This is a genomic window from Cupriavidus sp. (assembly GCF_057315035.1).
The window spans coordinates 13,733-28,075 of record NZ_DBHKYV010000005.1; the positions used below are offsets into that span (position 1 = coordinate 13,733).

General features: G+C 64.6%; 13 protein-coding genes. 2 read left to right on the plus strand and 11 right to left on the minus strand.

Annotated elements, in window-relative coordinates:
* Nucleotides 1–114 precede the first annotated feature (114 nt).
* The 7 genes from panB to ACO550_RS09975 all read right to left on the minus strand — a co-directional run bounded on the left by panB (nt 115) and on the right by ACO550_RS09975 (nt 6,455).
* Entirely contained in the window at nt 115–936 is an 822-nt protein-coding gene (panB, locus tag ACO550_RS09945; RefSeq protein ID WP_315598429.1) for a 3-methyl-2-oxobutanoate hydroxymethyltransferase, read from the minus strand.
* 110 nt (nt 937–1,046) lie between these two features.
* Nucleotides 1,047–1,688 (minus strand): deoxynucleoside kinase, encoded by a 642-nt coding sequence (locus tag ACO550_RS09950; RefSeq protein WP_315598430.1) that lies wholly within the window; start codon nt 1,686–1,688, stop codon nt 1,047–1,049.
* A gap of 20 nt (nt 1,689–1,708) precedes the next feature.
* The gene (folK, locus tag ACO550_RS09955; RefSeq protein ID WP_315598431.1) at nt 1,709–2,227 is read right to left on the minus strand and encodes a 2-amino-4-hydroxy-6-hydroxymethyldihydropteridine diphosphokinase; all 519 of its coding nucleotides are present in this window, start codon (nt 2,225–2,227) and stop codon (nt 1,709–1,711) included.
* 1 nt (nt 2,228) lies between these two features.
* Complete coding sequence (gene pcnB / locus ACO550_RS09960) at nt 2,229–3,854, minus strand: polynucleotide adenylyltransferase PcnB (protein WP_315598432.1); 1,626 nt, start codon at nt 3,852–3,854, stop codon at nt 2,229–2,231.
* A 1-nt stretch (nt 3,855) separates the two neighbouring features.
* Nucleotides 3,856–4,530, minus strand: coding sequence for a histidinol-phosphatase (locus tag ACO550_RS09965; protein WP_315598433.1), 675 nt, complete (start codon nt 4,528–4,530; stop codon nt 3,856–3,858).
* An 89-nt stretch (nt 4,531–4,619) separates the two neighbouring features.
* Entirely contained in the window at nt 4,620–5,333 is a 714-nt protein-coding gene (hda, locus tag ACO550_RS09970; protein WP_315598434.1) for a DnaA regulatory inactivator Hda, read from the minus strand.
* A gap of 51 nt (nt 5,334–5,384) precedes the next feature.
* A complete protein-coding gene (locus ACO550_RS09975) occupies nt 5,385–6,455 on the minus strand; it encodes an AI-2E family transporter (RefSeq protein ID WP_315598435.1) in 1,071 nt (356 codons plus the stop codon).
* Between the two features lie 204 nt (nt 6,456–6,659).
* Here ACO550_RS09975 and purM point away from each other — a divergent pair, with 204 nt between their 5' ends.
* Nucleotides 6,660–7,712 (plus strand): phosphoribosylformylglycinamidine cyclo-ligase, encoded by a 1,053-nt coding sequence (purM, locus tag ACO550_RS09980; protein WP_315598436.1) that lies wholly within the window; start codon nt 6,660–6,662, stop codon nt 7,710–7,712.
* Between the two features lie 153 nt (nt 7,713–7,865).
* Here purM and miaA read toward each other — a convergent pair whose 3' ends face one another.
* Together miaA and mutL are read right to left on the minus strand one after the other, a co-directional pair.
* Entirely contained in the window at nt 7,866–8,819 is a 954-nt protein-coding gene (miaA, locus tag ACO550_RS09985; protein WP_315598437.1) for a tRNA (adenosine(37)-N6)-dimethylallyltransferase MiaA, read from the minus strand.
* 12 nt (nt 8,820–8,831) lie between these two features.
* Nucleotides 8,832–10,808: a DNA mismatch repair endonuclease MutL gene (gene mutL, locus ACO550_RS09990; protein WP_485994732.1), complete on the minus strand. Its 1,977-nt coding sequence runs from the start codon at nt 10,806–10,808 to the stop codon at nt 8,832–8,834.
* A 140-nt stretch (nt 10,809–10,948) separates the two neighbouring features.
* Between mutL and ACO550_RS09995 the strand changes: the two genes are divergently transcribed.
* Complete coding sequence (locus ACO550_RS09995; protein ID WP_315597373.1) at nt 10,949–11,590, plus strand: VTT domain-containing protein; 642 nt, start codon at nt 10,949–10,951, stop codon at nt 11,588–11,590.
* Nucleotides 11,591–11,602: 12 nt separating this feature from the next.
* Here the strand turns inward: ACO550_RS09995 and ACO550_RS10000 are convergent, their stop codons facing one another.
* The gene (locus ACO550_RS10000; RefSeq protein WP_315597371.1) at nt 11,603–12,451 is read right to left on the minus strand and encodes a SirB1 family protein; all 849 of its coding nucleotides are present in this window, start codon (nt 12,449–12,451) and stop codon (nt 11,603–11,605) included.
* 15 nt (nt 12,452–12,466) lie between these two features.
* The gene (gene murJ / locus ACO550_RS10005; protein ID WP_315597370.1) at nt 12,467–14,017 is read right to left on the minus strand and encodes a murein biosynthesis integral membrane protein MurJ; all 1,551 of its coding nucleotides are present in this window, start codon (nt 14,015–14,017) and stop codon (nt 12,467–12,469) included.
* Between the last annotated feature and the right edge of the window lie 326 nt (nt 14,018–14,343).

The window sequence follows — 14,343 nt, forward strand, 5'->3', positions numbered from 1 at the left end:
GAGGGCCAGCGCATCAAGACGCGACATCGGCAAATTGAACCGCATTGCCCTCTCCCCCAACCCCTCTCCCGCCTTGCGGGAGAGGGGAGCAAAACAGGTAGTCAAGCCAGACCCTCAAGCCGAAAACGTATGCTCCACGGCTGGGAAACTACCGTCCTTTACTGCTGCCACATACGCGCGTACGGCGGCCTCGATCGAGGTTTGGCCTTCCATGAAGTTGCGCACGAACTTGGCTTTGCGGCCCGGGTAGATATTGAGCATGTCCTGCAGCACCAGCACCTGGCCCGTGCAGTCGACGCCGGCGCCGATGCCGATGGTCGGCACGGTCAGTAGTGCGGTGACTTCGCCGGCCAGCTTCGCGGGTACCGCTTCCATCAGGATCACCTGCGCGCCAGCCTGCTGCAGTGCCTGTGCATCGCGCTTGAGTTGCGCCGCACCGGCTTCGGTCTTGCCCTGTACCTTGAAGCCACCGAACGCATGCACCGACTGCGGTGTCAGTCCGATATGCGCACACACCGGAATGCTGCGCTCCACCAGGAACTTCACGATGGGCACCAACCATTCGCCGCCTTCGAGCTTGACCATTTGCGCGCCGGCGCGCATCAGCGTGGCGGCGCTTTCGAAGGCCTTCTCGGGGGTGGGGTAGGTACCGAACGGCAGGTCAGCCACCAGCAGCGCGGTCTGGTTGCCGCGCGCGACGCATTCGGTGTGATAGGCCATGTGTTCGAGCGTGACGGGCAGCGTGGTCTGCTGGCCTTGCATCACGTTGCCGAGCGAATCGCCCACCAGGATCATTTCGACGCCGCAGAAATCGAGCAGTGCGGCGAAGCTCGAATCATATGCGGTCAGCATGACGATGCGTTCGCCTGCGTCGCGCATGGCCTGCAGCTTGGGAATGGTGACGGTCTTGCGGGAGGGGTCGAGAAGGTAACTCATGGCAGTGCCCGTAGGAGTGGCGGCCGTTGTTCGCACGAAAAGCTTCGGCGGCGGCCGTTGTCGTTATCGTGTGATGCTGCCCGGGGCCTTAGGCGCTTGTACGCAGCAACTCAGGACGCCGCGAGATTCAGGAAGGCCTTGCGGCCCCGCATGTTCTCGATGCGCGTCAGTAGTGTACGGAAATCAACGTCGTTGTCCACCGGATTGAAGTGGGCGGTATCGACGAACAATACCGGTGCGTCGTCGTAGCGATGGAACAGCTCGCCGTAGGCATCGTGCAGCTGCTGCAGGTACGCCTCGTCAATGCCGGTTTCACCTGGCAGGCCGCGCCGCAGGATGCGTTCGCGCAGCAGCGACGGGGTGGCCTGCAGCATGATGACAAGATCCACGCGCTGTGTCGGCACCTCGAGCTGCGCAGCCAGCGCATCGTAGAGCGCAAGCTCGTCCGCTTCGAGTGTCAGCGACGCATACAGCCGGTCTCGCGCGTACAGGAAATTGGTGATCATGCGATGGCCGGCGAGCATTGCCGCATGCCATTGGCGAAGCTGCGCCGCGCGCTGGTTCAGGCAGGCCAGCTGCATCGGCAGCGCATACCGCTGTGGTTCGCGATAGAAGCGTTCGAGGAAGGGATTGTGGCGCACGCCGTCGGGCAGTTCGCCAGCGCGCAGCGTTTGCGCCAGACGCTGCGCCAGCGATGTCTTGCCCGATCCGATCGGGCCTTCGACGACGATACGGCGCAGGTGGTCGAGCATGGATCAGATGCTCCGCGCGCTCACGCCTGCGAGCCGCCTTCCTGCAGGCGTGTGCACTTGCATGAGGAAAGCTTTTCGATGCGCTGGTTCTGTACCCCGGGCAGATGATCGGCCGCGCGGCCCCGGCCCGGGATTTCCAGCAGGGCGTCCAGCTCCACCAGCGGCACCAGCACAAACGCGCGTTCGGTGATGCGCGGGTGCGGCACCGTCAGGACTTCGGAATTGATCGACTCGCCACCAAACAGCAACAGGTCCAGGTCCAGCGTGCGCGGGGCGTTGTGAAAGGGCCGCTCGCGGCCAAACTGGTCTTCGATGTGGTGACAGATACGCAGCAGCTGCGCCGCGGTAAATGGCGTTTCCACCTTCACCACCGCGTTGACATAGTCGTTACCCGTGGCATCGACCGGTGCCGTGCGATAGAACGAAGACCTGGCAACCACCGTGATGCCGACCTGCTGGGCCAGGCACACAATGGCGTCTTTCAAAGCCTGGCGCGCATCGCCAAGATTGGCGCCGATGCCGATGAAGGCGAGCGTCATGTTATTCCTCCGGCTGGGCGCGGCGGGATTCCGGCTGCGGTTGGCCTTCGGCCGAATCTGCCTCGCTGCGGGAAGACACTGTATCTGATTTCCGCGGACCGCGCCGACGGCGCCTTTTGCGCACCGGGGCTTCGCTGCCGCCCTCGTCGCCACCGTGCTCGCCACCCTGGTCGGCCTGGTCGTCGGTGCCGTCCGCACCATCCTGGCCGCCGCCATCGTCACCCCGGGCGGCCTTGCCAGCCTTGGCGCCCTTGCCACCCTTGCCGCGCGCGGGGCGCACGGCATCGATCAGCGCTTCGCGCTCGTCGGGCGGGGAATTCTGGAAGTCGGTCCACCATTGGCCCAGCTCGGCAGGCTGTTCGCCGGCTTCGCAACGCAGTTGCAGGAAATCGTAGCCGGCCCGGAAGCGCGGTGATTCCAGCAGGCGGAACGGCATACGGCCGGTGCGCTTTTCGAAACGCGGCTGCATGCCCCAGATATCGCGCATGTCGGTGACAAAACGGCGCTGGATGGCCAACTGGCCGGTCTGCTTCTCGAGCACCATGTCCATTGCCGTATTGAGCGCGGCAATCGGGTGCTCGCCGCCTTCGCGCAGCTTGGTCCAGCGCTGCAGCACGTGATGCCATAGCAGCGATGCAAACAGGAAGCCGGGTGATACCGGCTTGCCGGCCTGGACGCGGCGATCGGTATTGTCCAGCGCCAGTTGCACGAAGCGCTGGCCCATCGGCTGTTCGATGGCCACGTCGAGCAGCGGCAGCAGGCCCTTGTGCAGGCCGGCCTTGCGCAGTTCCTGCAGCGACGCCCACGCGTGGCCCGACATCAGCAGCTTGAGCATTTCGTCGAACAGGCGCGCGCTTGGCACGTTGTGGATCAGCGGCGCCAGTTCACTGATGGGCACGCGTGTCTGTTCGTCGATACCAAAGCCGGTCTTGGCCGCGAAGCGCACCACGCGCAGCATGCGCACCGGGTCTTCACGGTAGCGCGTGACCGGATCGCCGATCATGCGCAACGTGCGTGCGCGGATGTCTTCCATGCCGTGATGGTAGTCATGCACGGTCTGGGCGGCCGGATCGTAGTACATCGCGTTGATCGTGAAGTCGCGGCGTTCCGCGTCTTCGGCCTGCGAGCCCCATACGTTGTCGCGCAGCACACGGCCGCTGGCATCGATCGCGTGGGTCTTGCTGTCGAGCTCGGCGCGCTTCAGGCGGCGGCCTTCGGGCAGCGTTTCGCTGGCCACGGCGTCAACCAGCGCGCGGAAGGTCGAGACTTCGATGATTTCCTGCTCGCGTCCGCCGTAGAACGTCACGTGCACGATCTGGAAGCGTCGTCCGATGATGCGCGAGCGGCGGAACAGGGCCTGCACCTGCTCTGGCGTGGCATTGGTGGCCACGTCGAAATCCTTCGGCTTGATGCCGAGCAGCAGGTCGCGCACCGCGCCGCCGACGATGAAGGCCTGGTAACCGGCCTGCTGCAGCGTGGCGGTGACCTTGACCGCGTTGCGCGAGATCAGCGTCGGATCGATCCGATGTTCTTCCACGCCTACCACGCGTGGGGTGTGGGCCCGGCCAGTGCGGCGCTGCTTGGGGCCCGGCTTGCCGAGCAGCCGGTTGATGAGCTTCTTGATCACGTCAGAACAGGTCCATGATGCGCCAGCCGGCCGCGGCAGCGTGGTTGCGCAGGCGGTCGTCGGGGTTGGCGGCTACCGGCTCGCTGACTTTCTCGAGCAGTGGCAGGTCGTTGGCCGAGTCGCTGTAGAACGTGGTGGTGCCAAAGTCTTCCCACTTGGCGCCCAGGCTCTTGAGCCAGCTATCCACACGCGTGATCTTGCCTTCGCGGAAGCTCGGCACACCGGCCACGTCGCCGGTGAACGCGCTGTCGGGTTTGCCGTCGATCGTCGCGGGTTCGGTCGCGATCAGGTGCTTGATGCCGAAAGCCTGGGCAATCGGCGCCGTCACGAAGCTGTTGGTGGCGGTCACCACCGCGCACAGGTCGCCGGCTTCCAGGTGCTTGTAGACCAGCGCCCTGGCTTGCGGCGTCATGACCGGCTCGATGACTTCGTGCATGAAGCGCACGCGCCATTGGTCCAGCCGGTCGCGCGGATTGGCGGCCAACGGGGCCAATGCAAAGCGCAGGAACGCCTCGATATCGAGCGTGCCAGCCTTGTATTGGCTATAGAACTCGTCGTTCTTGCGACGATACGATTCCTCGTCGACAACGCCAAGGCGGACCAGGAAGCGCCCCCATTCGTGGTCGCTATCGGTCGGGATCAGGGTGTGGTCGAGGTCAAACAGTGCCAGATTCATGGGGCGCGATTTTACATTAAGGTGCAACGGGCGGTCGGTTGGCCCGGATGAAGCGGAGCGGATTTCATGCCAGCTCCTTCAGATAGGGGCTACTCGCGGAACTCGGCAAACATCTCGCGCAGCAGTGGCAGCGTTACCGCGCGCTTGCGTTCCAGCGAATACATGTCCAACGCATCAAGCAATGCCATCAGGCTGGGCATGTCGCGATAGTGACGGGTGACAAGCCAGTGCGGGATCTCCGGTGACAGCTGCAGTCCGCGCTCGCGGGCGGCCTGGACCAGCGCGGCCATCTTGTCTTCGTCGGACAGTGACTGCAGCTGGTAGACCAGCCCCCAGCCCAGCCGAGTGCGCAGGTCTTCACGTATCGGCATGACACGCGGCGCCAGTCCGCCGGCCACCACCAGCGCGCAGCGCACGTGCGCGCGAACTTCGTTATAGAGCGAGAACACGGCAATCTGGCGCGCTTCATCGAGCAATTCCACGTCGTCCACGGTATAGAGCTGGCATGACGGGTCGAAGATGAAATCGGACAACGCGTGATGCGGGCTCAGGTAGCGGCAGTTCAGGCCGGTGTGGAATGCGGCATCGCAGACGGCATGCAGCAGGTGCGTACGGCCCGAGCCGACTTCGCCCCACAGGTAGATCAGGCGGTCGTTGGCCTGCTCGCGTGCCAGCAGGCCCGGCAGTTCGCGCAGCCGCTGCACGGGCTCGCGGTTGGCGGCCACGAAGAAATTCTCGAACGTGGAAGGCGGTGGGCTGCCCAGTTCCAGCGAGAGCTGCTTATGACTATGACGCGATGACATGACGAATCCAGTACTTGGCCTGATCTTTAGCCCGTTCTTTTGTCCGCCACATTAGTGGCGGTACAGGTCGCTAGCCAGGTAAACGCGGCGCAACTGCCGGGCGCCGACCAGCAGCACGGCACAGGTTGGCAGCGCCAGCAGCACACCGAAGAAGCCGAACAGTTGCCCAAATGCAAGTAGCGCGAAAATCACCACCAGCGGATGCAACCCGATGCGCTCGCCTACCAGGCGTGGCGTCAGATAGAAGCTTTCCACAAACTGGCCGATGCCGTACACCACGGCCACGGCGCCCAGGCCGTACCAGCTGCCAAACTGCAGCAGCGCGGCCACGATGGCCAGTGTCAGGCCAATGCCGAAGCCAATATAGGGGATGAACACGGCCAGGCCGGTAAAGATGCCCACCGGAATGCCCACGTCGAAGCCGGCGATGGTCAGGCCGATCGAGTAGATCGCGGCCAGGATCACCATGACCAGGATCTGTCCGCGCAGGTACTGCGACAGCAGGGCGTCAGTCTCGGCGGACAGTTCATGCACCTTTGGCACCCAGCGGCGCGGCACCAGGCGCTCGATACGGCGCATGACCATGTGCCAGTCCATCAGCAGGTAGAACATCAGGATCGGCACGATGAACAGCAGCCCGGCCACTTCCATCAGTGCCGAACCGGACACCTTGACGTAGTTGAACAGCACCTGCAGCAGGTCTTCGGGGCTGGCCGCGAAGCGGTCCTGCAGCATGCGGCGCAGGCCCGGGAAGTCGAATCGCACGCGCACGCCCAGGTCGGCCAGCTTCGGCGCCAGCACGCTGTTGAGCTTCTGCAACAGTAGCGGCACCTGTTCGCGCAGCTGCGGAATCTCGCGCTGGAGCACGGCGATCAGCAGCAGCGCCAGCAACACGAGGATCACACCCAGCAGGCCGATCATCAGCGCCACGCCGATAAAGCGCGGTACCCGGCGGCGCTGCAGCCAGTCCACGCCGGGATTGAGGATGTACGAAAAGATGAAGGCCACCAGGAATGGCGTCAGTACCGGTGCCAGCGCCAGGATCACGGCGAACAGCGCGGCGGCCACGACAATCCACAACAGGATGCGTTTGGTGTCTTGCGAAAGCAGGGGAGCGGTCATCGGAGGGGCCGGCGGGTCATGGGTTGGCAGTGTGGCAGGTGGAATCGTCCGCGATCACTGGTCGCCGGGAGCCTGTATCCGTTAAAATCGCGATTTTACTGGAGTCGCGCCCGTGCTCCGCGCCCGATTGGTCTCTTCGGCCCGGGAAGCGTTGCGATTGTGCTGCATTCCACACTTCACCTCCTCAAAGACAAGCAGGTTCTCATGAGCGCATCCTCGACCACCGGCCAGGCAGGCCTTTCCTACCGCGACGCCGGTGTTGACATCGAAGCCGGCGACGCACTGGTTGACCGCATCAAGCCGTTTGCCAAGCGCACCATGCGTGAAGGCGTGATGGCCGGCATCGGCGGATTCGGCGCCTTGTTCGAACTGTCGAAGAAGTTCCAGGAGCCCGTGCTGGTGTCCGGCACGGACGGCGTGGGCACCAAGCTCAAGCTGGCGTTCCAGCTGAACCGCCACGACACCGTGGGCCAGGACCTGGTGGCCATGAGCGTCAACGACATCCTGGTGCAGGGTGCCGAGCCGCTGTTCTTCCTTGATTACTTCGCCTGCGGCAAGCTGGACGTGGATACCGCCGCCACCGTGATCCAGGGCATCGCCCATGGTTGCGAACTGGCTGGCTGCGCGCTGATCGGTGGCGAAACCGCCGAAATGCCGAGCATGTACCCGGACGGTGAATACGACCTGGCCGGTTTCGCGGTTGGCGCCGTGGAAAAGAAGAAGATCATCGACGGCACCACGATCCAGCCGGGCGATGTGGTGCTGGGCCTGGCCTCGTCGGGCGCGCACTCGAACGGTTATTCGCTGGTACGCAAGATCCTCGACGTGGCCAAGCCGGACCTGAACGCCGACTTCCATGGCCAGCGCCTGCAGGACGCGATCATGGCGCCGACGCGCATCTACGTGAAGCCGCTGCTGTCGCTGATCGAGACGCTGCCGGTCAAGGGCATGGCCCACATCACCGGCGGCGGCCTGACCGAGAACGTGCCGCGCGTGCTGGCCGACAACCTGACCGCCGTGATCCAGAAGAGCGCCTGGACGTTGCCGCCGCTGTTCCAGTGGCTGCAGGCCCAAGGCAATGTGGCCGACGCCGAGATGCACCGCGTGTTCAACTGCGGTATCGGCATGGTCGTGATCGTGGCGAAGGAAGACGCCGAACGCGCGATCCGTCATCTGCAGGCGGCTGGTGAAGCCGTGTGGCAGATCGGTGAAATCAAGGAACGCGCCGAAGGTCAGGCGCAGACCGTAGTGGTCTGATACGTCGGTCCTCGCAAAAAAACCCGGTCGCACGACCGGGTTTTTTATTTTCTTCTCCCTGGTTTTCTCCCCTCTCCCGCGCGCGGGAGAGGGGCCGGGGGAGAGGGTAAGCGGTCGTTATGCCGATCCGGTATCAAGCAGGGGTTTGCACAATCACCACCCCGCAGCCCGCCCCACCTGCGCCACATAGTCCGGCGCCAGCCCATCCACACTGATGCGTTCCGGGGTGCTGCGCAGCCATGTCAATTGCCGCTTGCAGAGCTGGCGCGTGGCGGCGATGCCGCGCTCGCGCATGGTGGCGTAATCGCAGTCGCCATCGAGGTATTCCCAGACCTGCCGATAGCCGACGCAACGCATGGAAGGGAGGCCCAGATGCAGGTCGCCACGCGCGCGCAGGCGTTTGACCTCGTCGATCAGGCCGCCTTCGAGCATCGCATCGAAGCGCTCGGCAATCCGCGCGTGCAACACGGCGCGGTCCGACGGTTCGAGCGCGATCACACGGTAACGCGCGTCGGCGGCGCCAGTGAACGTGCGCGCATCGGCCTGCCGCGCCAGCAGCGCCGACATCGGCTGTCCGCTCAGGCGATGAATCTCCAGCGCGCGCTGGATGCGCTGCGCATCGTTCGGCGCCAGGCGCGCGGCGGTAACCGGATCCACCTCGGCCAGCATGGCATGCAGTGCCGGCCAGCCACGTTCGGCGGCCAGCGCATCGAGCTCGGCCCGTACCGTGGCATCTGCCTGCGGCAGGTCGTTGAGCCCCTGGGTCAGCGCCTTGTAGTACAGCATGGTGCCGCCGACGATCAGCGGCGTGCGCTGGCGTGCGCGGATTTCCCCGATCAGGCGCTGCGCGTCGGTCACGAACTGCGCGGCCGAGTAGCTGTCGAGCGGATCGATGATATCGATCAGATGGTGGGGCACGCTGGCCAGTTCATCGGCCGTGGGCTTGGCCGTGCCGATATCCATCTCGCGATAGACCAGCGCCGAATCCAGGCTGATGATCTCGACCGGCTTGCGCGCGGCCAGTTCGAGCGCGGCCGCGGTCTTGCCGGACGCGGTGGGGCCCAGCAGGCAGACGACTGGCGGGAATGCGGAAGACTGCGGTGACATCGTGTTACGTGATTACTGGCCGCGCAGGAACAGGCGGTCGAGCTCGGTCACGGTCAGCTGGACCCACGTGGGGCGGCCATGGTTGCACTGGTCGGCGCGTTCGGTCTGTTCCATCTGGCGCAGCAGCGCATTCATTTCCTCGACCGTCAGCTTGCGATTCGCACGCACCGCGCTGTGGCAAGCCAGCGTCGCGAGCAGTTCGTTCTGGCGCTCGGCCAGCACGCGCGAGCCACCGAATGCCTGCAGGTCGCGCAACACGTCGCGCGCCAGTGCCTCGGCATCGGCCTGCTTGAGCAGTGCGGGAATCGCGCGCACCGCCAGCGTGGTTGGCGAGACCGGGGCAATGTCGAAGCCAAGCAGTTGCAGCGTTTCCTGATGCTCCTCGGCTGCGCCGATTTCCACGGGATTGGCCGGCAAAGTGACCGGGATCAGCAACGGCTGCACGGCCAGGTCGCGCGCGTCGAGGCCGGCCTTGATCTGCTCGTAGAGAATGCGCTCGTGAGCCGCGTGCATGTCCACCAGCACCAGTCCGCGGGCGTTCTGCGCCAGCACGTAGATGCCATGCAACTGCGCAATCGCGTAGCCCAGCGGATGATCTGCCGAGCCGTCTTCGCCAGCGGTGCCAGGCAGTTCGGATACCCGCGCTGGCAGGCGGTCGAGCAGGCTCGGTGGCTCATCGGCGCGCGCGGCCTGCGCGTCGGCCAGCCAGGCCGGAGGCTGCGACGGTGCTTGCCATGGGCGCGGCGCATTTGATGACTGCCCACCGGTAGCGTCGCGCACCATGCCCAGATAGGCCTGGCGCGGTTGCGCAATGCCGAGCTCGGTCTGGCGCCCGGCTGAATAGTTGACCCATTGCGGCGCGGCACCGGGTACGCCTGCCGGGCGCGCGGCGGGCAGCGGTGCAATGCCGGCGCCATCGTCGGTATCGGAATGCAGGCTGTCGCCCTGTTCGCCAGCCTGGCGGGCCAGGCAGCGCTGCACTGCGTGATACACGAACTGATGCACCGCGCGCGATTCGCGAAAACGCACTTCGATCTTCGACGGATGCACGTTCACATCGACGAGTTCGGGCGGCAGGTCCAAGCACAGTACATAGGACGGGAAACGGTCGCCGTGCAGCACATCCTGATAGGCGCTGCGCACCGCGTGGTTCAGCAGCTTGTCGCGCACAAAGCGGCCGTTGACGAAGAAGTACTGCTGGTCGGGGCGTCCGCGCGAGGCGGTAGGCAGCCCGGCAAAACCGTACAGGTGCAGGGCATCGGCATCCTCGTCCAGCGGCAGCCGGGCGCGCGCAAAGTCGCTGCCGAGCACCTGCGCGGTGCGCGTGGCCACATCGCCGGCATTCCAGTGTTCGAGCGGCTTGCCGTTATGGTGGACCGAGATCGTGACATCGGGCCGGGCCAGCGCGGTGCGCCGGATCATTTCCATGCAATGACCGAGTTCGGTTTGTTCCGTTTTGAGGAACTTTCGGCGCGCTGGCGTGTTGAAGTACAGGTGCTGTACGTCAATCATCGTCCCGGTGCCGCCCGACGCCGGCTGCAGGTTGCCGGTATCGGCACTGATCTGCGTGGCATGCGTGGCGGTGGCAGTGCGGCTGGTCAGTACCAGATGCGAAACCGAGGCAATCGAGGCCAGCGCCTCGCCGCGGAAGCCGAGCGTCAGTACCGATTCGAGTTCGTCGAGCGATGCGATCTTGCTGGTGGCGTGGCGCATCAGTGCCACTGGCAGTTCGTCGGCGGGGATGCCGCAGCCGTTGTCGGTGATGACGATGCGCCGCACGCCGCCTTCCTCGAGTCGTACGCCAAGTTGCGTGGAGCCGGCGTCGAGTGCGTTTTCGAGCAGTTCCTTGACCACCGATGCCGGCCGCTCAACGACCTCTCCGGCGGCAATCTGGCTGATCAGTTGATCGGGCAACGGACGGATGGGACGACCGGGCTGGGCGGTGCGCAGGCTGGCCCGGGATTCGGGTTGTGTGGCGTCGGCAGGCATGCGGGCGATTATACGTGCGGGCGGACACGTTTTCGGCACAGCCATGGCCGGCACGTGACGGTTTGTCGTAATGGCTCTTGTATGATGAGAGCCTTCATTGAGAGGGGACTAGTTTGGATACCGCATTGCAACTGATGGACATGGTGCTTCATGTCGATAAATTCCTCGGTCAGTTCGTCCTGGACTATGGCGTCTGGGTCTACGGCATCCTGTTTGCCATCGTCTTCGCCGAAACCGGGCTCGTGGTGCTGCCATTCCTGCCCGGCGACTCGCTGCTGTTCATTGCCGGCGCCATGTGCGCGGCCGGTGCGATGAATGAATGGGTGCTCGCGGGCCTGCTGTTCGTGGCCGCCGTGACGGGCAATACGGTCAACTATTTCGTGGGTAGCTGGATCGGGCCCAAGGTGTTCGACCACCATTGGCGCTTTCTTGACCAGACTGCCTTGCGCAAGACGCATGATTTCTATGAACGCCACGGCGGCAAGACCCTGGTGATGGCGCGTTTCATCCCGATCGTGCGCACGTTTGCGCCGTTCGTGGCCGGTGTGTCGCAGATGACGTTCGCGCGCTTCCAGCTGTTCAATGTGATTGGCGCGGCTACCTGGGTGTTCGGCCTGGTGTTTGCCGGCTACTTCTTCGGCAACCTGCCGTTCATCAAACAGTACCTGAACCTGATCGTACTGGCCGGTATCGGCGCGGCCGTGGTGCCGCTGGTGCTGGGTGGCTTGTGGAAGCTGGTGCGCGGCAAGGGCCGTGCCTCGCGCGCACCGGTGGACCGGTAAGCAGCCTGGCGCTCAACTGAGGCTGCGGCTCATCATCCGCAGGGCCGGCATCCGGTCCCGGATCTGGGTGGTGTCGGCCGCATCGGGGCGGGCCTGGACATAGGCTTCCAGGTCTTCCAGCGCCGGCCGGAAGCATTCCAGGTTGGCATAGGCCAGCCCCCGGTCACGCACTTCCTCGATCGAATCGGGCAGCAGGATCACCAGGCGGTTCTGCACCGCCAGCAGCCGCTGCCAGCGTGATTCCTGCAGGTAGATCGCCTTCAGGTTGCGCAGCATGCGCGCAATGATCTCGCGGTGGCCCGCCACCTGCAGGAACAATCCCAACGGCACCTCGTTCGAACCGGTGATGCCTTCGCGTTCCAGGTAGGGATCGAGCATCTCCTGCAACGTTTCCCTGGACAACGTCTCGCCAGTCAGCGGATCGAGCACGACCTCGCCTGCGGGAATCGTCATGCGTACCAGGAAATGGTTCGGGAACGAGACGCCCTTGAGCGGCAGGCCGATCTGCTGGCCCAGTTCCATGTAGAGCACGGCCAGTGAGATCGGAATGCCACGGCGCTGCTTGAGCACCACGTTCAGGTACGAGTTGTCCGGATCGTAGTAGTCGTTCGCATTGGCGCCGAAGCCCAGGTCGCGGTAGAAAAAATGATTCAGCAGGCGCAGGCGCTGGATGGCTGGCGTGCCTTCGGCAATCCGGCGCTTGAGGCGCATGGCCAGCACGTCCAGTGCGGCCAGTTCCGCCTGCAGGTCGAGATCCGGGTAAGCATCCTGGGCGATCGCGAGCGCGGTTTCCGTCAGCGGGATTGCGTCGTCATCGGCCACGAGGCTGGCAAAGTAATCCAGGACTTTCGTGGAGGTCATGGGCGGAATTCCTGACTAGCCAGCGCGGCGGCGGAAGGCCGCATAGCGCAGGCCCATGAGCCACAGTGTACCGAAGTAGACCGCCGCCGCAAGTACCAGGCAGGCCCCCATCAGCGCGATGCGCAGGCCCGGCGTGGCACCCATGCCCACCCAGTCGAAATTGCGCGCAAGCCACAGCAGCACGCCCGCGAGGATCAGCACCGCCGCCACCAGTCGCAGCAGGAACATGCCCCAGCCCGGCTCCGGGTGATAGAAGCCACGGCGGCGTAGCCCGAAGAACAGCAGCAGGGCGTTGACCGTGGCGCCGAAACTGATCGACAGGGCCAGTCCCGCATGGGCAAACATCGGCACGAACACGTAGTTCGATGCCTGCGTGATTACCAGCACCAGCAGCGCGATCTTGACCGGGGTGCGAATGTCCTGGCGTGCATAGAAGCCCGGGGTCAGGATCTTGATCAGGATAAGGCCGAGCAGGCCGACGCCATAGGTGGCCACCGCCTGGCGCGTCATTTCCACCGCGTGCGCGTCGAACCTGCCGTAGTTGAACAGTACCGAGGTCAATGGCGTGCCGAATACGAACAGTCCCACGGCGCACGGCACGGCCAGCAGGAAGGTCAGGCGCAAGCCCCAGTCGAGCAGGCCCGAGTATTCCGCGCGGTCATCGTTGGCACTGGCACGCGACAGGCTTGGCAGCAGGATCGTGCCCAGTGCCACCCCCAGCAGTGCCGTCGGGAACTCCATCAGGCGGTCGGCATAGGTCAGGTACGAGACGCTGCCCGCGGCCAGGCGCGAGGCGATGTTCGTATTGATGATCAGGCTGATCTGGGCCACCGATACGGCCAGCAGCGCGGGCGCCATCTGCTTGACCACGCGCCGCACGCCCGGATCGGACCACGCGGCGCGCAGGTCGAGTGAAACGCGCGGCAGCACGCCGAGCTTGCGCATGGCCGGAATCTGGATGGCCAGTTGCAGCACGCCGCCCACCAGCACACCCCAGGCCTGGGCGTAGATCGGCTGGCTCATGTGAGGGCCCACGAACAGCGCGGCCACGATCAGGCAGAGATTGAGCAGCACGGGCGTGAACGCGGGTACTGCAAAGTTGCGCCACGTATTCAGGATGCCCGACGCCAGTGCCACCATCGAGATCAGGCCGATATACGGGAACATCACGCGCGTCATGAACACCGCCGCGTCATAGGTCTCGGCATCGCCACGGAAGCCGGTGGCCACCACCGTCATCACGATCGGCGCGGCAATCACGCCGATCAGCGAGACCGCCGCCAGTGCCCAGGCCATGACCGTGGCCACGGCGTCGATCAGGCGGTGCGTTTCGTCCGCGCCGCGCTTGCCGTGGTATTCGTTCAGGATCGGCACGAACGCCTGCGAGAAGGCGCCTTCGCCAAACACGCGGCGCAGCAGGTTGGGGATGCGGAACGCCACGTTGAAGGCGTCGGTCATGTCCGAGGCGCCGAACGCCCGGGCAATCAGGATTTCACGCATCAGTCCGGTGATGCGCGAAAGCATCGTCAGGCCGCTGATGGTGGCAAGCGCTTTGAGCAGGTTCAAGGTGATGAGTCGGGGTAGCTTCAGGTGCCTGGATGCCAGGTGCCCAGGATGCCGGAACGAGGCGCGGCACCGGTGGCAGACGCGGTTCAGACGCTCATGCGGTCATAAAGTTGCCGTGGCGCCACGCCTGTTGCGCGTATCGACGCCATATGTGGCGCTTATTATACGGATCGGCCGGCACGCGGAGGTCATGACGCGGGGTATACGAATCGGCCTTGCCTGCGTCGCTGGCATGTGTGTATAATCGCCGATTCGCAAGGACAGTCGCGTCCAGGATTCGTTTGTCGAAACATCCCGGGTCGCACGATGTGACTTAATTGTTGCGT

Bases quoted from the DNA above. Each gene is read 5' to 3' on its own strand.
- panB (WP_315598429.1), bottom strand. From the start codon at position 936: ATGAGTTACCTTCTCGACCCCTCCCGCAAGACCGTCACCATTCCCAAG.
- ACO550_RS09950 (WP_315598430.1), bottom strand. From the start codon at position 1,688: ATGCTCGACCACCTGCGCCGTATCGTCGTCGAAGGCCCGATCGGATCG.
- folK (WP_315598431.1), bottom strand. From the start codon at position 2,227: ATGACGCTCGCCTTCATCGGCATCGGCGCCAATCTTGGCGATGCGCGC.
- ACO550_RS09965 (WP_315598433.1), bottom strand. From the start codon at position 4,530: ATGAATCTGGCACTGTTTGACCTCGACCACACCCTGATCCCGACCGAT.
- hda (WP_315598434.1), bottom strand. From the start codon at position 5,333: ATGTCATCGCGTCATAGTCATAAGCAGCTCTCGCTGGAACTGGGCAGC.
- ACO550_RS09975 (WP_315598435.1), bottom strand. From the start codon at position 6,455: ATGACCGCTCCCCTGCTTTCGCAAGACACCAAACGCATCCTGTTGTGG.
- purM (WP_315598436.1), top strand. From the start codon at position 6,660: ATGAGCGCATCCTCGACCACCGGCCAGGCAGGCCTTTCCTACCGCGAC.
- miaA (WP_315598437.1), bottom strand. From the start codon at position 8,819: ATGTCACCGCAGTCTTCCGCATTCCCGCCAGTCGTCTGCCTGCTGGGC.
- mutL (WP_485994732.1), bottom strand. From the start codon at position 10,808: ATGCCTGCCGACGCCACACAACCCGAATCCCGGGCCAGCCTGCGCACC.
- ACO550_RS09995 (WP_315597373.1), top strand. From the start codon at position 10,949: ATGGTGCTTCATGTCGATAAATTCCTCGGTCAGTTCGTCCTGGACTAT.
- ACO550_RS10000 (WP_315597371.1), bottom strand. From the start codon at position 12,451: ATGACCTCCACGAAAGTCCTGGATTACTTTGCCAGCCTCGTGGCCGAT.